Source organism: Aeromonas sp. FL131 (genome assembly GCF_049860615.1).
Lineage (GTDB): Bacteria > Pseudomonadota > Gammaproteobacteria > Enterobacterales > Aeromonadaceae > Aeromonas > Aeromonas hydrophila.
Window position 1 is genome coordinate 3688555 of the sequence record NZ_CP187595.1, and the last position, 23265, is coordinate 3711819.

Here is a 23265-nt window from a genome sequence, read left to right on the forward strand (position 1 = left end):
TGCACAGTTTGCAGGCATGATGAGACATGGAACTCATGAGCAAGGACTCGTTCGCCCAATCCGCCGCCTATCTCAAGCAGGCGGTTCCCCTGATGATCAAGTATCAAATCCCCACCACGCCGGATAATTACACCCTTTGGTATAACTACGTGGCGGCCAGCATGCCCGAGCTCAATCAGGCCATCGATCAGGCCATCAAGCTGCAGGGAACCTGCTCTCTCACCACCTGTGAACGCCTCTATCACCAGCACCTCGCCGCGCAAGATGAGCAGCAGATGGAAACCATGAAGCTCAACCTGGCCGCCATGGCCAACGAGCTTGGTCACACCATGCAGGATGCCCTCTCCGACACCGGCATGTTTCAGGACATGCTCGACAAGAGCTTCGATCGGCTGAGCCTCATCGACGACGAGGGGCTAAGCCTGGAAGATACCATGGGGATCCTGCGGGATCTGGTGCGCGAGTCGCGGGACGTGCGCATGTCCACCATGCACTTTCGCAACCAGCTCAGCAGCGCCGAGAAGGAGATCAAGGAGCTGCGCGAGGCGCTCAACGAGACTCGCAAGCTGGCCAACGAGGATGCCCTCACCAGCCTGCTCAACCGGCGCGCCTTCGATCTGGAGATAGAGAGCCTGATCCGCAGCAAGCAGCCCTTCTCCCTGATCCTGTCGGACATAGACCGCTTCAAGAACTTCAACGACGAATATGGCCACCTGCTGGGGGACCAGGTGCTGCGCGCCTTCAGCAAGCGGCTGCGGGAAACTTGCAAGGAGGGCGTCACAGCCTACCGCCTCGGCGGCGAAGAGTTTGCCCTGCTGGTCCCCATGCGCAGTCTGGCGCTGAGCCGCCAGATGGCGGAGAGCCTGCGCCGGGCCATCGAAAAGATGTCGATCCTGGATCGCAAGTCGGGCCGGCGCATCGACCACATCACCGCCTCGTTCGGGGTGGGTGAGTACAGCGGTCAGGAGACGGGCGACAGCCTGGTCGAGCGCACCGACAAGCTGCTCTACAAGGCCAAGGAGCTGGGTCGCAACCGGGTTATGCCGCTGCCATCCTGATTCCGTCAGCATGCGAAAAGGCCGGTCATTGACCGGCCTTTTTCATGTTTGCCATTCCGGGATCAGAGGCTTTTCAGCTTCTCTTCCGGCAGGGCCAGCTCGTCATTGCGGTTGACGCCGATGCCGCGCTCCAGCACGTGGCGGGCGATGGCATGGGCCTCTTCCAGCGAGTGCATGCTGTAGGTACCGCACTGGTATTCGTTCAGCTCGGGGATCTTGCCCTGCTCCTGCACGGTCAGCACGTCGCTCATGGCGGCCTGCCAGGCGGCACCAACCCGGGCTTCGTCCGGTGCACCGATCAGGCTCATGTAGAAGCCGGTCCGGCAGCCCATGGGGGAGATGTCGATGATCTCCACCCCGTTGCCGTTCAGGTGATCACGCATGAAGCCGGCAAACAGGTGCTCGAGGGTGTGAATGCCACGCTCGGAGAGGATCTCCTGGTTCGGCACGCAGAAACGCAGGTCGAACACGGTAATGGTGTCCTTGTTCGGGGTCTGCATGGTCTTGGCCACACGCACCGCCGGCGCAGCCATGCGGGTGTGGTCAACGGTAAAACTGTCCAATAACGGCATTTCTGACTCCTGATTTGGTTACCAGAACCAGCCCCCGCTGGAGAGCTGATCCTTGCATTGTCGATACTGGGCGCCGTAGCGCTGGGCGCGAGCCTCCACCTTGCGGGATGTCTTCATCAGCCATCCCTTGCTGCGGTAGCTGCCACGCCGATAGCCACCCCACCCTTCGTGATAGTTGAGATACTGGCCATACGCATCCCACTTGGAGGTGCCGTTCAGCCGCTGGGCCTTGTGAGTGTACCAGCCCATGAAGTCGATGGCGTCGGCAAAGTCGTCGCGATCGCTCCAGCCGTTGCCGGTTTCCCGCTGGTAGTCAGCCCAGGTTTCATCTTTGACCTGGGCATAGCCGTAGGCAGAGCTGGCCCGCCCGGTCGGGATGAAGAGGAAATACTGCATCGGCGGCTGGGCATCGTGCACGAAGGAGGACTCCTGATACATCATGGCCATCACCACCTGGATCGGGGTTCCCCACTTCTCGTTCATCTTGAGCGCCGCCTTGTGCCAGTCCGGTTTTTCGCGAAAGATCTGGCACAGGTTTTCCGGCTGGGCCGGCGGCCGGGTACTACAGGCGGTCAGACCGGCCAGCAGGCCGGCCACCGTAACGAGGCGCATCCAGGACATCAGCGGGATCGAGTCTCCATTCGTTGGCTCATCACGAGGCTCTGCCATCTCATCAGATGGCGTCTTCGTTCTCTTCGCCGGTACGGATACGAATGACGCGCTCCACCTCGCAGACGAAGATTTTGCCGTCACCAATCTTGCCGGTGCGGGCGGTGTTCTGGATCGCTTCCAGGCAGGCATCGAGATCCTCGTCCTGCACCACCAGTTCCACCTTCACCTTGGGCAGGAAATCGACCATGTACTCGGCACCGCGATAGAGCTCGGTGTGGCCCTTCTGACGGCCGAAGCCCTTGACCTCGGACACTGTCATGCCGTTGATGCCGATCTCGGCCAGGGCCTCGCGCACATCGTCCAGCTTGAACGGTTTGATGATGGCTTCAATCTTCTTCATGGTGACTCCTTACCAGTTCTGTTTGCCAAACCCGGACGTGATGGGGTAACGGCGATCCTTACCAAAGTTGCGGGCCGTGATGCGGGGCCCGACCGCCGCCTGACGGCGCTTGTATTCGTTGAGATCCACGAGGCGGATCACCTTGCGCACCACCGCCTCCTCGAAGCCTTCCGCCACCATGTCAGCCACGGAGGCATCTTCTTCCACATAGCGCTTGAGGATGGCATCCAGGATGTCATAGGGGGGCAGGCTGTCCTGATCCACTTGGTCCGGTGCCAATTCTGCCGAAGGAGGACGGTCGATGACCCGCTGCGGGATCACATAATCGACGGAATTGCGGTATTCGCACAGCTTGAAGACCAGCGTCTTGGGGACGTCCTTGAGCACGTCGAAACCGCCGGCCATGTCACCGTACAGGGTGGCATAGCCCACCGCCATCTCGCTCTTGTTGCCAGTGGTCAGCACGATGCGGCGACGCTTGTTGGAGAGCGCCATCAACAGCACGCCACGGCAGCGGGCCTGCAGGTTCTCTTCGGTGGTGTCGCGGGCTGTGCCCTCAAACAGCGGTGCCAGCTGGGCCATAAACCCCTCGAACATGGGCTCGATGGAGATGATGTTGAACTCCACCCCCATCCGCTCGGCCTGCTCCTTGGCATCTTCCACGCTCATCTGGGCGGTGTAGCGGAACGGCATCATCACCGCCTGCACCTTGTCGGCGCCGATGGCATCGGCCGCGATGGCCAGGGTCAATGCCGAGTCGATGCCGCCGGAGAGGCCCAGCACGGCGCCGTGGAAACCGTTCTTGGTGACGTAGTCGCGCACCGCCAGTACCAGTGCCTGATAGGTCTCGGCTAATGGCGCCAGCGGCGCGGCGGGCTCCCGCTCTTTTACCGGCTGCCCATCGGCAAAGCGCACCAGCGCCAGCTCTTCGGCAAACGGAGCCAGCTTGTGGGTCAGCTCGCCTTGGCTGTTGAACACCTTGGAGCAGCCGTCGAAGATCAGCTCGTCCTGACCACATACCTGATTGAGGTAGATCAGCGGCAGACCGGTCTGATCGCAGCGCTCGGCCATCAGCTCGCGGCGGATCCAGGGTTTCTCCTGATCATAGGGTGAGGCATTGATGGTAAGCAGCAGCTCGGCTCCCGCCGCCTTGGCGGCCAGCGCCGGACCCGGCTGCCAGAGGTCTTCACAGATGAGCAGCCCCAGCTGATGACCACGGAAGGGGACCACACAGGTCTCGGTTGCCGCAGTGAAGTAGCGCTTCTCGTCGAATACCCCGTAGTTGGGCAGATCCTGCTTGAAGTAGCGTGCGACCAGCTTGCCTTGCTCGTAGAGGGAGGCGGCGTTGTAGAGTGCCTCCCCGTCGCGCCAGGGGTGACCCACCAGAATGGCGCAAGCCCCCTGCCATGCCGCGATGCGGGCCAGGGCGGCCTCCACCCGGATCATCAGATCAGCGCGCAGCAGCAGATCTTCCGGCGGATAGCCGGTCAGGGCCAGTTCGGAGCAGACCAGCAGATCGGCGCCTTGCCGGTCGGCCTCAGCGGCTGCCGCCAGCACCTTGTCACAGTTATCTTCGATGGCGCCTACCGTCAGATTCAACTGGGCAAGCATCAGAGAGAGGGCTTTTGCCATGGCGATGCATCTTGAATTCGAAAATGATGGGGAATGATAAAGAAAAGGCGCTGGCTGTGCCAGCGCCCAAGGCTCAAGGGGTGCAAGTCAGGCTGGTCGCGTTGGTCACTCCGTTGTCCACCAGCAGTGAACAGGGGCCGCTCAGCACCTGATTATTGGACTGTTGCGTCATCTGCACGCTGAAGGAGGGTGGCTGCAACATATAGGTGGTGCTGCCCTGGTTGGAATAGGCAAGGTTGATAGCCAACGTCGAGTTCGCCGGGGCTGTACACAGATAAGCTGCAGGCTGGTTGTTGGCCTGTGGATAGTCGATGCGGCAGGTCGCCCCGGAGTTGGGGGTCGTGATGCTCAGCCTGTTGAACGTATTCTTGCTGCACGCTACCGGTGGGGGATTCTTGCCACCCGTCCCTCGGGTCAGACACTGGATCCAGCCACTGACACTGACGGTCGGTACCGTCTGCGATCCTGTATCCACCTTGACCAGCATGTCCGCCGTCTGCGCCAGCGACTGGTCCCGTGGCGAGATGAGCGAAGCCGTGATACCGGAATTCCCCTGATAGGCAGTGACACGCACGGTGACGCTCTGCAGCACCTGGTTGCTGTCCTTGGTCGATTTCTTCGCCGTCATGTAGCCGCGGCTGTAACTGCCGAAATAGTAGTTGTTGAGATCCACCACCGTCTTGACCGTCTCGTTGGTGACGGCGGCATAGTCGGTGGCATTGCCCGTCAACAAGCTCTGCGGAGCCATGGCCCACTCCGCCAGCATGGTCAGGTTGATGTCCTGAAACGGCACCTTGGTCAGATAGTCCACCGCGCTGGTATCAATCCCCACCAGATAGACAGGGTCGAGCACATCCACATAGATGCCGCGGGCGATGAGCTGCGCCGTGCCCGTATTGACGGTGATCCCGGTCGTGGTATCGCCCCCGGCTTCCGCGTTGGTAGCCAGCCAGGCTGAAAAATCGGTGATGGTCGGCAAGGTGGCGGAGGCCCCCTGGGTCCAGTTCAGGGTCGACTTCTGCCAGTCGATGTAGGTCTTGACCACATACTTGATGTATTTCTGATAACTGGCCTGGTTCGCTGGTTTGGCTAGGAAATCGGCCGTGGTCACCACTACCTTGACCAGGTTCCAGTCAGGCAGCGGGCGATAATAGCCATCCAGCCGGACGAAACGGCAGGCATCCACGTACTTGCCGCTGTTCGCCGTGCTGAGGCTGCTGCTGTAGCGTACCCGGCTGGTGTTGAGCGGAGCATAGAAGTTGGTGAAGCTGGAACCACTGCCATCGAAGTGATCCTTGCAGCAGCTGGTACAGAGCGTGGGCTGGCCATTGACGCTGCTGTCGAGCGTCCCCGTGGTCTTGGTCTGCAGCGAGCCTGATTTCCAATAGAGCTGGTTGCTGGCTGAACTGTAGGCCTGACCCGGCAAGTAGGCGCTCAGGCTGGAGCCATAACTGCAAGAACAGGAGACGGATGCCATGTCCTGCAGCACCTGCTGGGTGTTGCCACCCGCTGCGGGTTTGTAAGTCACTGTTTCGAACTGGACCAGCTTGCCCACCAGACCATCTTTGGATGTGACGGTCGGCAGTGGCTTGCTGGTCTCCTGTTTGTTGCCATCGCCCAGCTCCACCGAGATGACGTCAGGCGCCACGCCGGGGGTGTAGTTGACCTTGGGGCCTTGCCTCGCCGTATTCAAACCGCCATCCAGCTGATCGGAGCTCAAGGATTCGATGGGTGAAACATTGCCGGCCAGTTGCAGCGCCTGAGCCTGCCCTTCGCTGTCTGTCCACCCTACGTTGACCGTGATCGCCTTGCGGCCCGGGTAACTCAGGCGATAGCCCGCCGGCGCCACGTTCTGCCAGGTTGAGCCATTCAGATACTGATTGGTCACCGTCCATCCCACCGAGTAGGCCTCACCCGACAAGGTTACTGTCGAGTTGGCGGAGGCAATCTGGTTGTAGGCGGTCAGTGGGGCCGTCGCGTTCACTACGCTATTGAAGTTGCGAAACTCATCCAGTTTTGACTCTGCCAGTCGCATCGCCGTCTCATAACGCCGGCCATCCTGCGAAACCGTCAGCGCCGACTTGGACATGGCGACCAGGCCAACAATACCCACTCCCAGCACCACCAGCGTGATCAGGATCTCCAGCAGGCCAAATCCTTTTTGCCCTTTCATCTCCATATCCCCTTACCAGTCTCGCCAGCTGCCGGGCACCTGATTGACGATCTGGAATGCGGCACCATTCGAGATGTTGCTCAGGACACTGGCATCATACTTGGCATCGTAGGTACCGTTGGCGTTGCCCAGTTGATAGTTGGAAACCATGGCGCCATACACGATGGCCCCACCGGTCAGCTTCACATCCGTCCCGGCTGCTGCGGGGTTGGATGAGTAGGCAAACACCAAGCCATACAGCACCGTATTGCCGTTGACCGCCAGATTGCCATTGCGCACGATGAGAATCACAGGCGCCGTTGCGGAGCCGACGTTGGAAGAGGGTTTGCAGTCCCCATCCACAATGATGAGTCCAGTTGAGGCAGGACCTAGCGAACTGCAGTTTGTCAGCTTCTGGGTCGCCCTGGCCTCCAGATTGGCCCAACCGTTGGCATCATCCTTTTCATTGAACAGATACCAAACCAGATCGGTCGGGAAGGCAGTATCGTTGTCCTTGATATCCGGCTGCTTGTCCCCCTTCTGGCTGATGTTGGCCGAACAGCCGCCGTTGTAGTCCCCCTGATGACAAGTCTGTCCGGTCCCCGTTATCAGATCGACATTGCCGCTGGTCCAGACCGACAGTGGTACCCCCAGCCCGCCACCATTGGGATTGGCCACTATGGTGAAGTTGCCGCCGACCGCCATGCCGCCAGCCACGGTCAGAGGCGCGGCAGGAGAGCCGGCCAATACGCTGAAACGTACAACCTTGGTTTCGACTGCCGCCTGGGCCTGACTGTTACTAAGAGTCGCCTGGGAACGAACCCTTATCGGCGTCACGACCACCGACCCCACTGTGATCGCTGTATCGTCAGAAGATGACAGGGTATAGCTGCCCGTGGTCAAGGTAGTCGTGGCCCCGCTGGTCCTCCAGCTCGGGTCCAGCGTCAACCGCCCCAGTCCATCGGCCAGACCCACTTCCGCCATTGCCATGGCCTGACGATAGAGCACCTCGTTGAGGGTCACTCGCCGATCTGCCACCAGCATCTTGCCCACCAGCAGTGAAATGCCCAGCAGGATCAGCACCAGCAACAAAGTGATGGTGAAGGTGGTAAAACCGGCTTGTCGGCTCATGTCAGTACCCATCATTGCGCAGTTTAATATCCCGCTGCAGCGTCAAAGTCAGTGCAGGGGTAGCCTTGAACCGCCCACTCACCACCAATTGCAACGCCCTAGCGCCATTGGTCTGGCTACTTGTTAAAAGCTTGAGGGTCATGGCGGTGATCTCTATGGTATCGTCGCTGGAGATCAGGCTTCCGTTACCACAGGTAGTAGTCCCGGTCCCTTGCTTGATCCCCTTGCTACTACTGCTGTAGCTGTAAACCAGGGTGTCATCGCTGCTCAACACTCCATTTTCATCGTTGTCATAGCGCACCCTGATACAGGTATACAGGCCGGAGCCCGTCGCGGTTTCCCCCATCAGATCCGTGGCCGTATCAAAATAGAAACTGGACCGGCTGCCAGAAGGAGCGGCAAGAAACTGGGTGGCGTTAGCGTCATACCCGGCCCGCTGGATGTCTCGTGCCATCATGTCCGTCAGCAACTGAACTTCCTGATTCAGACGGCTGGTCTGCATGGCGGTGTAATTGGCCTTGAGAATGGTGGCAAACAGCGAAATGACTGCGGCCACCAGCAGCAAGCCCGCCACCATAGCCACCATCAACTCGACCAGGTTGAAACCCCGTATTTTCAGTTGCATGCTACCTCTCCCACCAGGTTGCTGACGGCACAGGTACGTACACGTCCAAGGTTGTTGGTGACAACCTTCATACTGGCGGCCGAGGAGCTCACCGTGATGCTGCCGCTTGGCAGGGTACCGCGCCGGGGAGAGAAGCTGATGGGACGTATCTGGCTTGAGGATTCCGTGTAGGTGCCCGTCAGAATGATCCCGGGAAATTCACTGGCATCAACGCCTTTACGCCCCTCGATGCTGGAACAGGTGTCGTTGCAACTGGCGCAACTGCCATCGATGCTGATGCGATAGCACCAGTTGCCGGTGCCGCTGTTGAACAGGATCATTTGCAAATTTCGGTTGCGTTTGAGTGCTTCGGACTTGAGTAGCATCATGTCGGTGTAGACCGCCTGAGTGGCAGCCTTGACCATCTGATCCTGGCGCAGGGATTGATAACTGGGGATGGCCACGGTCAGCAACAGGGCGACCAAGGACAGGGCAACCATCAGCTCTATCAGGGTAAAACCGGCGGATCTGCCCTTTCTGCCTTCCATCAGCTCAAGACTCCTTTCTTTTTGCACGTGCCAGTAGGGTCTACTGTCAGTACTATCCTATAGTATCAACCTGTTTCACGAAGCATGCCGCCCCATGAGAATCAAACAGTCCGGAATCACCTTGCTTGAACTGATCGTCGTGGTCGCCATCGTCGCCATCATAGCGTCTGTCGCCTATCCCAGCTTTACCGATGGTTTGCGCAAATCCCGCCGGGCCGAAGCGCTCAAGGGCTTGCTCAGCATGCAGCTGAAACAGGAAGAGTTCCGGGTTTCCAATACCAGTTACAGCGCCACCCCATCCCAAGTGGGCAACCCCACCAGCAGCTACTATGACTTCTCCATTTCAGGTGCCACCGCCACCAGCTATACCCTGATCGCCACCAGCAAGGGAGCACAGGTAGGCGACAAGAGCGGCAGCACCATCTGCAATACCCTGACCCTCAACAAGGCCGATGCCAAGACTCCCGCTGCCTGCTGGTGACAAACTACCAGCACTCGGCTGCCGTCATGCTGGCCATCGACACCCCCTGCTGTCCGCCCTGATCAAGGGTCAGCAGGCCGCAAGGATCGCCGTTCATCACCCCGGTCGGGATCGCCGTCAGGGTATAGCTGGCGCCGCTGGCGTTGAGCGCCAGATTGTAATAGGCAGTCCCGCCATCCCTGGGCAAGGTAGCCAGCCCGGCGGAGGCCAGGTTGCCACCATCATAGTTGCCGTCGGCGGTAAACTGTCGCTCCATGTATTGCGCCGCCTCCAGCAAGGCGGCCTTGGCTTCGGCCCGCTTGGCAGAGGCCATGTAGCTGTTGTAACTGGGATAGGCGATCACGGTCAGAATGGCCATCACGGCTACCGCAATCATCAGCTCCATCAGGGAAAATCCACGCACCATCTCCACCTCTACTCCAGTTGCAACCAGGACTGGCGACCACCCAGATCACCCGCCCCCTCTTCCAGCGTGACCGAAATGTTGCCGCTGGAGCCACTGATGTACTTGCGCTCCATGTCGGCATCTTCCACCACGCTCGGCGTCGTGGTGAGCTCGTCAAACTGCTTGCCGCTGACCGGCACCTTGATGTCGTTGCCACCACTGTCCTTGATCCCCACATAGTCGTCATCGTTGACCGCGCCATCGCCATTGACGTCGAACACCGAGTAGGTCAAACGCGCCCCCGAAACGGGATCCAGCTCCATCAACCAGGAGCGCCCACCGAAGTCACAGGCGTCCGCCGAGGGGATCAGGGTGTTGAAGATCAGCCGCTTGTTGCGATAAAGCATCTCTGACACGGCTCGCTCCCCTACCCCCTTGCTCAGCGCAGGGGATTTGAGCACCAGATACCACCCTTTCTGGCTGGTGTAGTTGACAGCCGTGTTGGACACCACCCTGATGTTGAACTTGATGGTGGTGCCATTGGCGGAGTACTCGTGGGTGATGCTCTGCTGCAACAGCTGGCTGCTGAGTACGCTAGCCCCCGTATCCCAGATGCCGTAGACGGCCTCCAGCCTGGGGGTCGCCGGCAGCAACTTGTCGTCATTGGTGAAATAGCTGCCCGTCCCCACCAGCACCATGATGCCCCCCTTGGGATGACGGATGGCCAGCGGGCGCATGGTGACGGGTTGACGCGTGCTGGCGGAGCAGGTCCCGTTGCACGCCTGAAACAGCGGTTTTGGCTTGTTGCCAGTCTTGAAGGCACTCCCCCACTGGGCACTGTTGTTGTCGGTCAGATCGAATTTCCACAGATTGCCCTGCAGATCGCCGGCGTAGACATAGTCCGCCACCCGGTCACCATCCTCGTCTACCGGCAAGGGGGATGAGAGACCATTGGGTTCGCTGGCCGAGCCCACCTGGGTGTCTATCTCCTTGATCACCGCACCGGTCGCCAGATCCAGCACGAACAGGCGCGCCGTTTGGCTGGTGCTGTTGTAACCGTTGGCCACCAGCGCCACCCATTTGTTGCCGGACTTAACCCGAACCAGGGTCGGCGCCGCCAGCGCCACTCCCATCTCGGTATTGGTAAACTCCCACAGCATCTTGTCGGCGGTGAAGTTGTCCGGCGCCGTCACGTCGATGGCAAACACGGCCTTGCCACCGGCACCGGTCGATCCCAGCAGCACGGTTTTCCAGCTGCTGCCAAGATAGGCATCGCCTACCTTGGCCGTGCCATCGACATAGTAACGATGGCTGTAATCCGGCTTGGTCAGCAAGCTCAGATCCCCCAACAGGCTGACAGGAATGTAGGCCAGGGTCTCCACCCCGTTGGCGACCCTGAAACCATGCAGCATGCCGTCATTGGCCCCCACGTAGAGCATGGGTGTACGGCTGCGAATAGCCGTAGAACCGAGGAAACTCAGATAACCGTCCCGCTCCGCCTGGGTCAGACCGGTGGCGCTGCCGTAGCCGTAATCCCGGCTGCCGACATAGACGGGATCCGAGTTGATGATGTCCCCCAGCAGATCGCTGCGACTGCGAAACAGACCGCCATTGCTCTGCTCGCGACTGCGATCACCGCGCAAATAGGCAACCCGGTTTTCCCCCTGGCTGTCGCCGGCTAGGTTGAACAGGGCACGGTTGGTGGCATTGAGAGCAGCCCAGGTGAAGGGAATGCCGACTCCGTTTTGTCGAGTAAAGATGCTGCGGGAGGTGTGTGCCGGGATCAGGGTGGCGGCATCCCAGGCCATGTTGCCCAGCGACCCATCGCTGTTGAGGGGGATGGAGATGAGTTGCCCCGACCAGTCGCCGCTGTTGTAGCGGGCCTGGTAGATATGGGTATTGCTGTCCAGCCGGGTGGCGTTGGCGGTCACCGAGCTGGCGGAGCTGTTGCGGGCCGCGATCTGGGCCAAGGTGCTGCTCAGGGCTGCGGCAAAGATGTCGGGGTCGCCCGCGCTGAAAAAGCTGCCCTTGCTGTTGAGTGCCGCGTGCCACAGGTCATCGATCTTGTACTCCGGAATGTAGGTCGCATTCTTGTACTCCTTGTCATCCGGATCATGGGGATTGGGCCAGCGGTTCGGGATACCGTTGGCCGGATTGAGCGACCCGTTGACCCCGAGTCCAACGGTAAAGTTGACCAGATGCTGCCAGTTGGCGGGATCTGCCGTGCTGGTCGGCACCTTGTCGGCCAGATCGGCACGCAGGTCGGTTTTCCAGTATTTGTAGGCCACGTCGGCCAGGGTATTGCTGTAACCATCCTTGTCCAGATCCCCCACCGAGGGGGTATCCCCGTTCCAGTAGCCATCGGTCATCAGGATGTTGTAGCTCTGCCGGCAGGTGAGGTGGGGTAAGGTGCTGCCGGCACTGGCCGCCCAGGGGCCGTTGTTGTCGGTGCGGGAGAAGTACTCCCCCACATCCTTCAGGCTGGTACGCAGCGGCGTGCCGGCGGCCGGAATATCGCGGCTGTAGAGGTCGCTGAAAAAGGCACTGCGATCCGTGCCGGAAAAAGGTGCAACTCCGCGGATCACGCTGCCGCTGGCATTGATGGTGGCAAAACCCACCCGCAGGGCCTGCCCCTGGCTTGCAAAAGCACGGCCGACCCCGGCACGAGCCGCCAGGATCCGGGAGCGGTAGTAGGTGTACCAGTTGGCGAAGTTCTGGATCTCCTCGTCATAGGTACAAACGGGGGCGCTCTTGCAATCGCTGCGATTGGGGCGCCCGCCATAGGTGCTGCCGGACTTTATCTCGACCCGGGTATAGCTGCCCACCTTCTTCACGTCGCCACTGCCCTTGTAGGCAAAGTAGACGGCAGGCCAGAAGGTTTCATCGTCGTTGTAATCGGTGGAGGAGAACCCGGTGTAGTAACGCAAGGACTTGGAGCGGTTGTTCTTGGTCAGATCACGACAGCCGGCGGCGGTATTGAAGGGGTTGTGCGGTGCGCAGCTGATGCTGGCATTCGCCATCAGGGTGCCGTCCGCCTTGGCCCAGGGCCGATAGCTCTGCTGCGGGTTGTAGTAGAGTTTGTTGTTGTTGCTTGAGCGGGTATAGGCGTTGCGGTCGTTGCTGCTGGTGAAGGTCACGGTCCGGTTGTCATAATCCTCGCTGCCATAGACGTTGTCGGCTCTGGGATAGACGTAGCGAGCACTGTTCTCGATCAACCCCTCCGGCATCAACTCGAAATGCATCGAACCTGAGTCATCGAGGCTGAACATGATGTTGGGTTCGGCCCGGGTACCCAGATAGAGGGGAACCTGGGCGATATCGAGGGCCGCCTGCGCCTGGGAGCAGAGCAGCAGGGCCGAGAGTCCGTAGCCAGATGCACGCATGGGTTGTTCTCCTAGCGGCTGTAGGTCGATTGCAACAGCACCCGGCTCTCGTCCGAGAGTCCGAATCCCCTTGCCGTGATGCGATAGAGGCGGCGCTCGCTGATGGGCTCGTCAACCGCCAGACTCTCGTTGCTGCCCTGGGTATAGGGCAACCGCTCGATAAAATATTCGGGGGCCCGTCCGCTCAGGCCACTATTGGCATAGGTGCGCCAGGCAGTGGAGGGAGAGGCGGGATCCACCGCCACGCTGACGAACTCATAGAGGCCGGCACTGTTGTCGTAGGGGCCTGAACTACCCGCCTCCAGATAACGCTCGGCAGCACGCAGCGCCATCTCCGCCGCCTGCAGCGCCTGCTGTGACTCCTTCTGGTTGCCCGCCATCTTCTCCTGCAGCAGGGCGCTCTGCATGCTGGCCATCGCCAGCAGGCTCACCACCGCAAGAAAAATCAGGCTGATCACCAACGCCATTCCCCCTTGTCGAGCCATCATGCCTCCCCCCTCATGGCAGCCGGTTACGCAGGGCGACCGTGGTTTCGGCCACCCAGTACCAGTGATTGTCGACAGCCTGGAAGGTGGCGCCAGCAAAGCTGATGGCCTGCGGATCCGATACCACATTGCCCTGACCGCTGCGCATCAGCAGTTGAACGCCGATCCCCAGCACGTTGTCCCAGTTCGGGTTGCTGGCGGCACTCACATAGCGATCCGCCGCCCGATCCCGGTTCTGATCCTCGCCGAAGGTCAGCTGAACATCGGTGGCCCCGTCCACCAGCAGCATGCCGGCGGCCAGACCGCTCTTGCGATAAAGGGCATAGGGTGCGTTGGCAGAGGGGCGGGCGACGTAATAGATCCGGGTCTCCATCCGGCTCAATACCGAGCCGGCACCGAAGCGCTCCTCGACCGGGCTGCTGGCGCCGCCCCAGGAGCTGACAGCATTGCCCGGGGTGTATTTGTTGTCGTTGGAGTGGCCGATGTTGACCTCACTGCCGCCACCCACTACCTGGGTCTGGGTGATCTGGAAGATCCGCGCCTTCTGACAGTCGGACACCATGACGATGTCCCCCTCGCACAGGTCGCTGTAGCCCTGCTTGCCGGTACCGCAGTAGTTGGCCTTGCTGGAGAGTTGCTGCACGAACAGCTGGGCGGCGCTGTTGTTGCGAGTGACCGGCACCCCGGCGCCGGTCGGCCCCTGCACCAGCAGCACGTCGGTTCCCGGTTTGGGTTTGGGCTCGGCAGCGGTAAACAGGGCCGACAACGCCGCGGGCAGCGTCGCAGTGACATTGTCATAGCCGCGCAGATAGACGGTGAAGTTGTAGGGCAGCGCCGTACCACCGTTAAGGGTGTTGGTGATGTTGACCCCCTGCTTGCTGAGGCAACCCTGATAGCCCACCATCCGCAGCTCCTGCTGCAGCAGGTTGACGGCAAACCGGCTGTCCTCCTGAACCCGGGCGATGGCCTCGCCGGTCAGATAGGTTTTGTGGTTGCCAAGCAGCACCTGAATGATGACCCCGACCGTCAGCAGTGACAGCAGCAGGGCGATCATCACCTCCACCAGACCGACACCGGCCTGACGCAACAAGGTGCGCCGCCCGCTCACAGATCCGTCCTCAGGGTCATGCTGCGCAGCGCAGGCTCGGTAGCCAGCCGGCTGGCATCCCACTGGATGGTGATGGTCGCCTGCCCGGCGCTGACGGCAATGGCCCCGTCACCGCCCGGCAGGCCGGTCAGCGCCTGTTTCCAGTACTGCACATCCTGTACCGCCATCGAGCTGCCGGAGACGACCTCTCCCAGCCCGACATTGTATTGGCCGAGCAGGGCCGCGCTGCGATTGGCTCGCATCATGTCGGTGATCATGTAGCCGAACTGGGTCGCTTCTGTGCGGGTGAGCGCCGATTGATTGCTCTTGAGCGCCTGCAACTGCAGGGTCGCCATGCCGAGAATGCCGATCGACAGCACCAGCACGGCAATCATGATCTCAAACAGAGATACCCCCTGATGTCGTTTCATATGCAGCTGGTCTCCACGATGGATGGACGCCCGGCCGGGGTGATCGTGATGTCGCGCGAGGCCTCTTGGGCACACTCCGGCGGCTGCAGAGAGAACACCAGCGCCACCTGCTGACGCCCGTCGAGAAAGCCATTGCCACTGAAACGCACCAGCGACGTATTGCTGACCAGAGTGCCGGCGCCCATGTCGGGAAAGAGCCGCAGCAGTTCGCCGTTGTCCAGGGTGCCATTGCCGTTGCGATCGACCCAGATCTGCCAGCCAGATTCCCAGTGGTTCTGGGTCAGGTTGCTGGCGGTTGCGGAAAGCGTGACCGCAGTATTGCGGCGAATGGCTTCGGAGCGGGCGAGGTTGATGGCGGCCACGAAGTTGTTGGCCTGGCTGGTCAGCGTCATGTTGCGCAATATCGCGCTAAAGGAGGGAACTCCCAACGTCAGCAGGATAGAGATGAGCGCAACGGTGACCATCAGCTCGATGAGGCTAAAACCTGAACGCAAAAACATCCTGTTTCGCTCTGATTTTGTCGGGGAGGCTCGTTCGCATATCCATGTGCCATCAAGCCAGATGAGAAGATCATCAGCAGTCTAGACCGCAGACCTTCGCTTGCAATTCAATCTACTCAGATCTTGGACATACATCATCAAATTTCGCTGCAATCTCGCCACAAACCGGGCAACAAGAGTCATAAGAATCGCCCATGAAAAAGCCACCTCACAGGAGGTGGCTCAGGCACTCATGGCTCTATCCCGCACGGGACGGCTGACTCACAGGATGCGCAGCTCCGGCGGCACCTCAAACACCACGTTCTCTTCACGACCGGGATGCTCGGCCACCACCTTGCCGCCCAGCTCGCGCAGGCGCGTGATGACCGACTGCACCAGCACCTCGGGGGCGGAAGCGCCGGCGGTAACACCGATCGCCTCTACTCCCGCCAGCCAGTCGGCCTCGATCATGGAGGCGTCGTCGATGAGATAGGCTTTGGCGCCCACCTTCTCGGCCAGCTCCCGCAAGCGGTTGGAGTTGGAGGAGTTGCGCGACCCCACCACCAGCATGGCGTCCACCAGCCCCGCCATCTCCCGCACCGCATCCTGACGGTTCTGGGTGGCGTAGCAGATGTCGTCCTTACGCGGCCCCTGGATCTTGGGGAAGTGGACACGCAAGGCATCGATGACATCCGAGGTCTCGTCCACGCTCAAGGTGGTCTGGGTGACGAAGCAGAGGTCGTCCGGGTTCTTCACCTTGAGCTTGGCCACGTCTTCCGGCGTCTCCACCAGATACATGCCCCCCTCGCGATTCTCGTACTGACCCATGGTGCCGATCACCTCGGGATGACCGGCATGACCGATGAGCACGGCCTCGGAGCCCTTGCGACTGGCGCGATGGACCTCCATGTGCACCTTGGTCACCAGCGGGCAAGTGGCATCGAACACCTTGAGGGCACGGGACTTGGCCATCTCGCGCACCGCTTTGGAGACGCCGTGGGCGGAGAAGATGACGATGCTGTCGTCCGGCACCTCATCCAGCTCTTCGACGAAGACGGCGCCCGCCTCCTTGAGCTTGTTCACCACGTAGCGGTTGTGCACCACCTCGTGACGGACATAGATGGGGGCACCGAACTTCTCCAGCGCGCTCTCAACGATGCTGATCGCCCGATCGACACCGGCACAGAAACCACGGGGATTGGCCAGAAGAATATTCATCAGTGAACCGCTTCCTCGTCATCAACCCCCAGGATCTCCACCTCGAACGTGACGGTGTGACCGGCCAGGGGATGGTTGAAATCGACCGTCACCGACATGCCTGCCACCGCCCGGATGATACCCGGCAGCTCGCTGCCGTTGGGCTGGTCGAACAGGATGATGGTACCGACCTTGGGCTCTACATCGGCACCGAACTTGGCGCGGTCCAGATGATAGATGTTGTCGGGATTGGAGAGGCCGAAGGCCTCTTCCGGCGCCAGCGTGAAGCTCTTGCTCTCCCCTTCGCGCAGCCCCAGCAGGCACTGCTCGAAACTGGAGGTCAGGCTGCCATCGCCCATCCGCAGGCGGGCAGGCTTGCCTTGCAGCGCAGTGCTGTCGGCCACCGAGCCATCTTCCAGCTTGATGGCGAAGTGGAACAGCACGCTGCTGTCTGCCGCAATCGGCTGGCTCATGGCGTCACGTCCTTCTTCTTCTCACTGCGAAAACCGTCCAGCACTATCATGGCGGCACCGATGAAGATGAAGCTGTCCGCCAGGTTGAACGCAGGCCAGTGGGCGCGCTGCCAGTAGAAATCGAGGAAGTCGACCACGTGGCCCAGCACCAGCCGGTCAAACACGTTGCCGAGCGCCCCGCCGATGATCAGCGAGTAGGCGATGCCACTCCAGCGCTGAGCGACGGACTGCTTGCGCAGCCAGTGGATCAGCAAGCCGCAGATGGCAAACGCCAGCACCGCGAAGAACCAGCGCTGCCAGCCGCCCTGATCGGCCAGGAAGCTGAAAGCTGCCCCCTTGTTGTAGACATGGACCAGGTTGAAGAAGGGGGTGATCTCCACCCCCGGGTAGCCAAATGGCAGCAGCTTGACCACGGCGAGCTTGCTCGCCTGGTCCAGTACAAAGGCCAGCACTGCCAGCCACAGCCAACGCAGGCCGCTTTTATGGTGAGTCATGTTCATCAGGCAAATTGACGAGTTTCGCCGTCACCCTCGACGTTGGTGACGCAGCGGCCACAGATCTCTTCGTGACCAGCGATGGTGCCCACGTCTTCCACATGGTGCCAGCAGCGGTCGCACTTGGCGGCAGCAGACTGGGCCACACTCAGCCACAGGTCGTCGCGCTCGGTCGCCACGGCGTCTGCCGGGGCGGCATCGACGCTGACCACCTTGGCCTTGGAGGTGAGCAGCACGAAGCGCAGCTCATCGGCCAGGGCGTTCAGACGCGCAGCCAGTGCCGGCTTGGCGAACAGGGTCAGCTCAGCCTGCAGGGAGCCGCCGATGCGCTTCTCGCCACGAGCCACTTCCAGCGCCTTGTTCACTTCACCACGCACGGTGAGGATCTCGGCCCAGAAATCGTCGTTGAGGGTTTCACCCGCTTCCAGCCCGAACAGGCCGTCGTACCACTCCTCGGTGAACACGAACTCACCGCGCTCACCCGGTAGCAGCGCCCAGATCTCGTCGGCGGTGAAGCTCATGATCGGCGCCATCCAGCGCACCATGGCCTCGGCGATGTGATACAGGGCGGTCTGGCAGGAGCGACGGGCCAGGCTGTCAGCCTTGGCGGTGTACTGACGGTCCTTGATGACGTCCAGGTAGAAGGAGCCCATCTCGATGGAGCAGAACTGCATCAGCTTCTGGGTCACACCGTGGAAGTTGTACTCGTCGAACGCCGCCATGATCTCGGCCTGTACCGCTTTGGCACGGCCCACGGCCCAGCGATCCACCACCACCATGTCGGCAGGTGCCACCATGTCGGTCGCCGGATTGAAGCCGTTCAGGTTGGCCAGCAGGAAGCGGGCAGTGTTGCGGATGCGGCGATAGGCGTCGGCAGAGCGCTTGAGGATCTCGTCGGAGACGGTCATCTCGCCGGTGTAGTCGGTGCTGGCGACCCACAGACGCAGGATGTCGGCACCCAGCTTGTTCATCACGTCCTGCGGGCTGACCACGTTGCCGATGGACTTGGACATCTTGCGACCCTGGCCATCCACGGTGAAGCCGTGAGTCAGCACCTGGTTGTAGGGAGCCTTGTCTTTCATCGCCACGCCGATCATCAGGGAGGACATGAACCAGCCGCGGTGCTGGTCAGAGCCTTCCAGATACATGTCGGCCGGGTTGCCGTTGAACTCGGGACGGGCGTCGACCACGGAGGAGTGGGTCGAACCTGAGTCAAACCAGACGTCCAGGGTGTCAGGCACCTTGTCGTACAGGTCGGCGTCGCTGCCCAGCAGCTCGGCCTTGTCCAGATCCCACCAGGCCTGGATGCCGGACTGCTCGACCCGCTTGGCCACTTCGTGCATCAGGCGCACGGATTCCGGGTGCAGCTCCTGGGTCTCCTTGTGGACGAACAGGGAGATGGGCACGCCCCAGGTACGCTGACGGGAGATACACCAGTCAGGACGGTTCTCGACCATCGCCTGGATGCGGTTTTTACCCCAGGCCGGCACCCAGCCGCTCTGGCCGTGCTGTTTGATGCCGTCTTGCTCGATGCGCTCGATCTCTTCCAGCGCGCGCTGCCGCAGACCCTTCTGCTCCATGCTGATGAACCACTGCGGGGTGGCACGGAAGATGATCGGGGTCTTGTGACGCCAGCAGTGCGGGTAGGAGTGGTTGAACACCTTGTGGTGCAGCAGGGCGCCACGCTCGGTCAGCACCTCGACCACGGAGGCGTTGGCCTTGAACACGTGCTGGCCGGCAAACAGTTCGGTATCCGGCAGGTACACGCCGTTGCTGCCAACCGGGTTGGCCACTTCCAGACCGTACTTCTGACCGACCACGAAGTCTTCCTGACCGTGGCCAGGGGCGGTGTGCACGGCGCCGGTACCGGCATCCAGGGTAACGTGGTCACCCAGCACCACCGGCACGTCGAAGCTGTAGAAGGGGTGGTTGAAGCGCAGCAGCTCGAGCGCGGCGCCCTTGGCGTAGCCCAGGTTGTGGAACTGCTCGATACCGGCGCGGTCCATCACGTCCTTGACCAGCTCGGCGGCCAGGATCAGGCGCTCGGGATGCTCCCCTTCCACCTGCACCAGCGCATAGTCCAGATCGGCGTGCATGGCGATGCCGCGGTTGGCGGGCAGGGTCCAGGGGGTGGTGGTCCAGATCACGGCAGAGATCGGGCCCTTGCCGGTATGGCCTTCGGCGCAGTCAAACTTGGCGGCAACGCCCACCTCGTCGACGGCCTTGAAGCGCACGTCGATGGAGGGGGAGTTCTTGTCGTAGTACTCCACTTCGGCTTCGGCCAGCGCGGAGCCACAGTCGGTACACCAGTGCACCGGCTTGGAGCCTTTGTGCAGGTGGCCGTTTTCAACGATCTTGGCCATGGAACGGATGATGTTGGCTTCGGTGCCAAAATCCATGGTCAGGTAGGGGTGTTCCCAGTCACCCAGCACGCCCAACCGGATGAAGTCGGTCTTCTGCGCTTCGATCTGGGTCTTGGCGTATTTGCGGCACTCGGCGCGGAACTCGGCAGCAGAGACCTTCTCGCCCGGCTTGCCGACCATGCCTTCTACTTTCAGTTCGATGGGCAGACCGTGGCAATCCCAGCCCGGCACGTAGGGGGAGTCGAAACCGGAGAGGCCCTTGGACTTGATGATGATGTCTTTGAGGATCTTGTTGACCGAGTGACCGATGTGAATGCTGCCGTTCGCATAGGGGGGGCCATCGTGCAGAATGAACGAAGGCTTGCCCGCTTTGGCGCGGCGAATGGCGCCGTAAAGATCCTGATCGTACCAACGTTTCAGCATGTTGGGTTCGCGCTTGGCCAGATCGCCACGCATCGGAAACTCGGTTTCCGGAAGATTCAGGGTGTGTTTATAGTCGCTCATCAGTCCTGGGTTCCCTTCTTTTCTAAAAGAGTGCTGGGTAAATGGAGTAGTGGCAGCCCGAACCAGGCTCGGGCCGCCAGGGCATCTCGTTCGATCTGCTCTTTCAAGGCGGTGAAAGAGGCAAACTTCTGCTCTTCGCGCAGCTTGTGGCGAAGCAGCACCTTGACCTGTTGACCATATAGGTCGCCAGAAAAATCAAATAGATGTACTTCCAATCTGGCTTGTGTACCGCTCAAGGTCGGCCGTACACCCACATTGGCGACACCGGGGAAGGTCTTGCCGGAACATAACACTTCCACCGCGAACACGCCACCGACCGGGATCACCTGGCGCTTGAGGGCCAGATTGGCGGTGGGAAAACCTATGGTGCGGCCCAGCTTGTCGCCGTGAGCCACCCGGCCGCTGATGGTATAGGGGCGGCCGAGCATCAGCTCCACCTCCGCCATGCGGCCGGCCGCGAGGGCCTCGCGCACCAGCGTGCTGCTGACCCGCTGACGGGACAACTGGAAGCTCTGGGTGCTGATCACCTCGAAACCGAAGCGCCGACCGGCCTCTTCCAGCAGGTGGAAGTCCCCTTCCCGCCCCTTGCCGAAACGAAAATCGTCGCCCACCACCAGATAGTGCACGCCGAGTTTCTCCACCAGCAGTTGCTCGATGAAGGTGGTGGCGGACTGCTCGGCGAAGCGATGGTTGAAGCGCACGCAGAGCATGCGATCGATCTGCATCCCCTTGAGCGCTTCATACTTCTCCCGCAGGCGGCTGAGGCGGGCCGGCGCCGCAGCCCCGGCAAACAGTTCCAGCGGCTGCGGTTCAAACAGCATGACGCAGGCGGGCAACCCCAAATGGGCTGCTTTTTCCTGCAGGCGAGACAGCACGGCATGATGACCCTGATGAACCCCATCAAAGTTGCCAATGGTCAATACACACCCCCGGTGACGGGGCTTGATATTGTGAATACCGCGGATAAGCTCCATCAATGCCTTGTGCGTCGCTGCTATGAAAATCGCCGGATTATATATCAGGCGGCACTCTGGGTCAGCCCTGTTGCTGACCCGATTTCAGCCATCCCGCCCTGATTGCTGGCTCAAGCGGGACTTCCGCCATGGCGGGCCGACTCAGTCATCCCGCCCCGCTCTCAGATCTTTTGGCCGAATGCCCAGCGCCAGCAGGACACCAGCATAGATCGCGCCCCCCAGCACCAGCAGCATGGTCAGCTGCATGCTCGCCTTGCTCATGTGCCAGGCGCCCCATTGGGCCAGATCCGGCGAGAGGTAGAGGAGCACGCCCCCCATCAGCAGACTCGCGGTCAGCAGCTTGAGGCAGAATACCCCGGTGTGGCGGGAGGGCCGGTAGACGTTCTGCTGATGGAGTCCCTTGAACAGCAGGGCCGCGTTCAGCGTGCCAGAGCAGGCAGTCGAGAGCGCCAGCCCCACGTAACCGAGCGGATAGATGAAGATGAGGTTGCAGGCCATGTTGGCCGCCATCGACATCATCCCGATCCGTACCGGAGTGCGGGTATCCTGGCGGGCGTAGTAGCCGGGGGCCAGCACCTTGATCAGCATCAGCGACAGCAGGCCCGTGGTGGATGCCAGCAGGCTGGCGCTGGACATGCTCACCTCGTGCAAGCCGAACTCGCCGCGCATGAACAGCACCCGCAGAATGGGTTCGCGCAGCACGGCAATCCCCACCATGGCGGGCAGGCCGAGCAGCATCACCATCCGAACCCCCCAGTCCATGGTGCGGGAGAAGTCGGCCGGATCGGCATCCACGTGCTTCTTGGCCAGCGCCGGCAGGATGACGGTACTGATGGCGACACCGAACATGCCGAGCGGGAACTCCAGCAGTCGGTCCGAGTAATAGAGATAGCTGATGGCGCCGGTCGCGAGGAACGAGGCCAGCATGGTGTTGACCAGCAGGTTGATCTGGCTGACCGAGACCCCGAACAGCGCCGGGATCATCAGGGTGCGGATCTTCACCACCCCCGGATGGTGCCAACCCCACTTGGGCCACACCAGCATGTTGATCTGGCGCAGGAACGGGAACTGGAACAGGAACTGCACCAGACCGCCGAGGAAGACACCGATGGCCAGCGCCAGTTCGGGGTCGTCCAACCAGGGCGAGATCCACCAGGCGGCGGCGATCATGGTGATGTTGAGAAAGATCGGCGTGAAGGAGGAGACCCCGAAGCGGCCGAAGGTATTGAGGATGGCCCCCGCCATGGCGGTAAAGGTGATGAACCAGAGATAGGGGAAGGTGATCTTGAGCATCAGGCTCGCCATCTCGAACTTCTCGGCCGCCGGCCCGCCGTGCAACCAGTCCCAGAACCAGCCCCAGCCGAACAGGGCGGTCAGCACCCCGGAGCCCAACACCCCGAGCAGGGTGACCACAGTAACGATCCCACCGAGGGTGCCCGCCACTGCGGCCAGCAACTCGCGCACCTCGCTCTCGTCGCCCTTCTTCTTGTACTCCGTCATCACGGGAACAAAGGCCTGGTTGAAGGCACCTTCGGCGAACAGGCGACGCAGAAAGTTGGGAATGCGGTTGGCAAAGAAGAAGACGTCTGCGGCTACCCCGGCACCGAGCAGATTTGCGATGACCACATCGCGCACCAAGCCCATCACGCGGGACGCCAACGTCATTCCGGACACTATCATGCCGGATTTGATCAATTTCTTACTCAAGACGAGGCCTCTGGAACTGTCGGAAAGAAAAGAATGCTGTTAGAATCGGCCGACAGTTTAACCGTCTCCCATCTGACACACCACCGGGGGGCGGTGTTTATTTGCACAAATCA

The 23265-nt window shown here is 61.0% G+C and carries 23 protein-coding genes; 3 read left to right on the top strand and 20 right to left on the bottom strand.

Translation table 11 applies throughout. From position 1 onward, the window contains the following. The first annotated feature begins 35 nt into the window (after window positions 1-35). A complete protein-coding gene (locus ACPW75_RS17050) occupies window positions 36-1058 on the top strand; it encodes a GGDEF domain-containing protein (protein ID WP_029304632.1) in 1023 nt (340 codons plus the stop codon). Window positions 1059-1120: 62 nt separating this feature from the next. Here ACPW75_RS17050 and luxS read toward each other — a convergent pair whose 3' ends face one another. The 8 genes from luxS to ACPW75_RS17090 form a co-directional block, all read right to left on the bottom strand. Further along, a complete protein-coding gene (gene luxS / locus ACPW75_RS17055) occupies window positions 1121-1630 on the bottom strand; it encodes an S-ribosylhomocysteine lyase (protein ID WP_011704660.1) in 510 nt (169 codons plus the stop codon). Window positions 1631-1648: 18 nt separating this feature from the next. Beyond that, complete coding sequence (locus ACPW75_RS17060) at window positions 1649-2242, bottom strand: transglycosylase SLT domain-containing protein (protein WP_274461005.1); 594 nt, start codon at window positions 2240-2242, stop codon at window positions 1649-1651. 61 nt (window positions 2243-2303) lie between these two features. Further along, window positions 2304-2642 carry a nitrogen regulatory protein P-II gene (glnB, locus tag ACPW75_RS17065; RefSeq protein WP_005308848.1) on the bottom strand — a complete coding sequence of 113 codons (339 nt, stop codon included), beginning with the start codon at window positions 2640-2642 and terminating at the stop codon, window positions 2304-2306. Window positions 2643-2651: 9 nt separating this feature from the next. After that, entirely contained in the window at window positions 2652-4274 is a 1623-nt protein-coding gene (locus tag ACPW75_RS17070) for an NAD+ synthase (RefSeq protein WP_077095905.1), read from the bottom strand. A 73-nt stretch (window positions 4275-4347) separates the two neighbouring features. After that, window positions 4348-6447, bottom strand: coding sequence for a type IV pilus modification PilV family protein (locus ACPW75_RS17075; RefSeq protein WP_077095920.1), 2100 nt, complete (start codon window positions 6445-6447; stop codon window positions 4348-4350). A 12-nt stretch (window positions 6448-6459) separates the two neighbouring features. Continuing rightward, window positions 6460-7557 (bottom strand): PilX N-terminal domain-containing pilus assembly protein, encoded by a 1098-nt coding sequence (locus ACPW75_RS17080; protein ID WP_077095904.1) that lies wholly within the window; start codon window positions 7555-7557, stop codon window positions 6460-6462. Between the two features lies 1 nt (window position 7558). After that, the gene (locus ACPW75_RS17085) at window positions 7559-8182 is read right to left on the bottom strand and encodes a PilW family protein (RefSeq protein WP_077095903.1); all 624 of its coding nucleotides are present in this window, start codon (window positions 8180-8182) and stop codon (window positions 7559-7561) included. Continuing rightward, the gene (locus ACPW75_RS17090; RefSeq protein ID WP_011704654.1) at window positions 8173-8709 is read right to left on the bottom strand and encodes a GspH/FimT family pseudopilin; all 537 of its coding nucleotides are present in this window, start codon (window positions 8707-8709) and stop codon (window positions 8173-8175) included. The genes ACPW75_RS17085 and ACPW75_RS17090 overlap by 10 nt, the downstream gene beginning before the upstream one ends. A gap of 94 nt (window positions 8710-8803) precedes the next feature. Here ACPW75_RS17090 and ACPW75_RS17095 point away from each other — a divergent pair, with 94 nt between their 5' ends. Beyond that, window positions 8804-9190, top strand: a complete 387-nt coding sequence (locus ACPW75_RS17095; protein WP_077095902.1) for a type IV pilin protein — start codon at window positions 8804-8806, stop codon at window positions 9188-9190. Window positions 9191-9194: 4 nt separating this feature from the next. Here ACPW75_RS17095 and tppA read toward each other — a convergent pair whose 3' ends face one another. The 11 genes from tppA to ribF all read right to left on the bottom strand — a co-directional run bounded on the left by tppA (window position 9195) and on the right by ribF (window position 21445). Beyond that, entirely contained in the window at window positions 9195-9596 is a 402-nt protein-coding gene (gene tppA / locus ACPW75_RS17100) for a type IVa pilus pseudopilin TppA (protein WP_016349433.1), read from the bottom strand. An 8-nt stretch (window positions 9597-9604) separates the two neighbouring features. Further along, window positions 9605-12958, bottom strand: coding sequence for a pilus assembly protein (locus tag ACPW75_RS17105; protein ID WP_077095901.1), 3354 nt, complete (start codon window positions 12956-12958; stop codon window positions 9605-9607). 11 nt (window positions 12959-12969) lie between these two features. Continuing rightward, entirely contained in the window at window positions 12970-13446 is a 477-nt protein-coding gene (locus ACPW75_RS17110; RefSeq protein WP_077095900.1) for a pilus assembly PilX family protein, read from the bottom strand. A 10-nt stretch (window positions 13447-13456) separates the two neighbouring features. After that, a complete protein-coding gene (locus tag ACPW75_RS17115; protein ID WP_077095899.1) occupies window positions 13457-14551 on the bottom strand; it encodes a PilW family protein in 1095 nt (364 codons plus the stop codon). Then, window positions 14548-14961: a type IVa pilus pseudopilin TppB gene (gene tppB, locus ACPW75_RS17120; RefSeq protein WP_077095898.1), complete on the bottom strand. Its 414-nt coding sequence runs from the start codon at window positions 14959-14961 to the stop codon at window positions 14548-14550. The genes ACPW75_RS17115 and tppB overlap by 4 nt, the downstream gene beginning before the upstream one ends. After that, entirely contained in the window at window positions 14958-15461 is a 504-nt protein-coding gene (tppE, locus tag ACPW75_RS17125; protein ID WP_011704647.1) for a type IVa pilus pseudopilin TppE, read from the bottom strand. The genes tppB and tppE overlap by 4 nt, the downstream gene beginning before the upstream one ends. A gap of 261 nt (window positions 15462-15722) precedes the next feature. Then, a complete protein-coding gene (ispH, locus tag ACPW75_RS17130) occupies window positions 15723-16658 on the bottom strand; it encodes a 4-hydroxy-3-methylbut-2-enyl diphosphate reductase (protein WP_029301961.1) in 936 nt (311 codons plus the stop codon). Beyond that, window positions 16658-17110 (bottom strand): FKBP-type peptidyl-prolyl cis-trans isomerase, encoded by a 453-nt coding sequence (fkpB, locus tag ACPW75_RS17135; RefSeq protein ID WP_011704645.1) that lies wholly within the window; start codon window positions 17108-17110, stop codon window positions 16658-16660. Before fkpB ends, ispH begins: the two co-directional genes overlap by 1 nt. Next, window positions 17107-17610 (bottom strand): signal peptidase II, encoded by a 504-nt coding sequence (lspA, locus tag ACPW75_RS17140; protein ID WP_011704644.1) that lies wholly within the window; start codon window positions 17608-17610, stop codon window positions 17107-17109. Before lspA ends, fkpB begins: the two co-directional genes overlap by 4 nt. Further along, complete coding sequence (gene ileS / locus ACPW75_RS17145; RefSeq protein WP_017409029.1) at window positions 17610-20471, bottom strand: isoleucine--tRNA ligase; 2862 nt, start codon at window positions 20469-20471, stop codon at window positions 17610-17612. Before ileS ends, lspA begins: the two co-directional genes overlap by 1 nt. After that, window positions 20471-21445, bottom strand: a complete 975-nt coding sequence (ribF, locus tag ACPW75_RS17150) for a bifunctional riboflavin kinase/FAD synthetase (protein ID WP_077095897.1) — start codon at window positions 21443-21445, stop codon at window positions 20471-20473. Before ribF ends, ileS begins: the two co-directional genes overlap by 1 nt. Between ribF and ACPW75_RS17155 the strand changes: the two genes are divergently transcribed. Then, a complete protein-coding gene (locus tag ACPW75_RS17155) occupies window positions 21350-21547 on the top strand; it encodes a hypothetical protein (RefSeq protein WP_162183721.1) in 198 nt (65 codons plus the stop codon). The genes ribF and ACPW75_RS17155 overlap by 96 nt on opposite strands. 39 nt (window positions 21548-21586) lie before the next feature. Here the strand turns inward: ACPW75_RS17155 and murJ are convergent, their stop codons facing one another. Next, a complete protein-coding gene (gene murJ / locus ACPW75_RS17160; RefSeq protein ID WP_016349424.1) occupies window positions 21587-23152 on the bottom strand; it encodes a murein biosynthesis integral membrane protein MurJ in 1566 nt (521 codons plus the stop codon). Window positions 23153-23265: the final 113 nt, after the last annotated feature.

What these genes read in the sequence shown, in the direction of transcription:
- ACPW75_RS17050 (WP_029304632.1), top strand. Translation starts at nt 36, where the DNA reads ATGAGCAAGGACTCGTTCGCCCAATCCGCCGCCTATCTCAAGCAGGCG.
- luxS (WP_011704660.1), bottom strand. Translation starts at nt 1,630, where the DNA reads ATGCCGTTATTGGACAGTTTTACCGTTGACCACACCCGCATGGCTGCG.
- ACPW75_RS17060 (WP_274461005.1), bottom strand. Translation starts at nt 2,242, where the DNA reads ATGCGCCTCGTTACGGTGGCCGGCCTGCTGGCCGGTCTGACCGCCTGT.
- glnB (WP_005308848.1), bottom strand. Translation starts at nt 2,642, where the DNA reads ATGAAGAAGATTGAAGCCATCATCAAACCGTTCAAGCTGGACGATGTG.
- ACPW75_RS17070 (WP_077095905.1), bottom strand. Translation starts at nt 4,274, where the DNA reads ATGGCAAAAGCCCTCTCTCTGATGCTTGCCCAGTTGAATCTGACGGTA.
- ACPW75_RS17075 (WP_077095920.1), bottom strand. Translation starts at nt 6,447, where the DNA reads ATGAAAGGGCAAAAAGGATTTGGCCTGCTGGAGATCCTGATCACGCTG.
- ACPW75_RS17080 (WP_077095904.1), bottom strand. Translation starts at nt 7,557, where the DNA reads ATGAGCCGACAAGCCGGTTTTACCACCTTCACCATCACTTTGTTGCTG.
- ACPW75_RS17085 (WP_077095903.1), bottom strand. Translation starts at nt 8,182, where the DNA reads ATGCAACTGAAAATACGGGGTTTCAACCTGGTCGAGTTGATGGTGGCT.
- ACPW75_RS17090 (WP_011704654.1), bottom strand. Translation starts at nt 8,709, where the DNA reads ATGGAAGGCAGAAAGGGCAGATCCGCCGGTTTTACCCTGATAGAGCTG.
- ACPW75_RS17095 (WP_077095902.1), top strand. Translation starts at nt 8,804, where the DNA reads ATGAGAATCAAACAGTCCGGAATCACCTTGCTTGAACTGATCGTCGTG.
- tppA (WP_016349433.1), bottom strand. Translation starts at nt 9,596, where the DNA reads ATGGTGCGTGGATTTTCCCTGATGGAGCTGATGATTGCGGTAGCCGTG.
- ACPW75_RS17105 (WP_077095901.1), bottom strand. Translation starts at nt 12,958, where the DNA reads ATGCGTGCATCTGGCTACGGACTCTCGGCCCTGCTGCTCTGCTCCCAG.
- ACPW75_RS17110 (WP_077095900.1), bottom strand. Translation starts at nt 13,446, where the DNA reads ATGATGGCTCGACAAGGGGGAATGGCGTTGGTGATCAGCCTGATTTTT.
- tppB (WP_077095898.1), bottom strand. Translation starts at nt 14,961, where the DNA reads ATGAAACGACATCAGGGGGTATCTCTGTTTGAGATCATGATTGCCGTG.
- tppE (WP_011704647.1), bottom strand. Translation starts at nt 15,461, where the DNA reads ATGTTTTTGCGTTCAGGTTTTAGCCTCATCGAGCTGATGGTCACCGTT.
- ispH (WP_029301961.1), bottom strand. Translation starts at nt 16,658, where the DNA reads ATGAATATTCTTCTGGCCAATCCCCGTGGTTTCTGTGCCGGTGTCGAT.
- fkpB (WP_011704645.1), bottom strand. Translation starts at nt 17,110, where the DNA reads ATGAGCCAGCCGATTGCGGCAGACAGCAGCGTGCTGTTCCACTTCGCC.
- lspA (WP_011704644.1), bottom strand. Translation starts at nt 17,610, where the DNA reads ATGAACATGACTCACCATAAAAGCGGCCTGCGTTGGCTGTGGCTGGCA.
- ileS (WP_017409029.1), bottom strand. Translation starts at nt 20,471, where the DNA reads ATGAGCGACTATAAACACACCCTGAATCTTCCGGAAACCGAGTTTCCG.
- ACPW75_RS17155 (WP_162183721.1), top strand. Translation starts at nt 21,350, where the DNA reads ATGATGACCCTGATGAACCCCATCAAAGTTGCCAATGGTCAATACACA.
- ribF (WP_077095897.1), bottom strand. Translation starts at nt 21,445, where the DNA reads ATGGAGCTTATCCGCGGTATTCACAATATCAAGCCCCGTCACCGGGGG.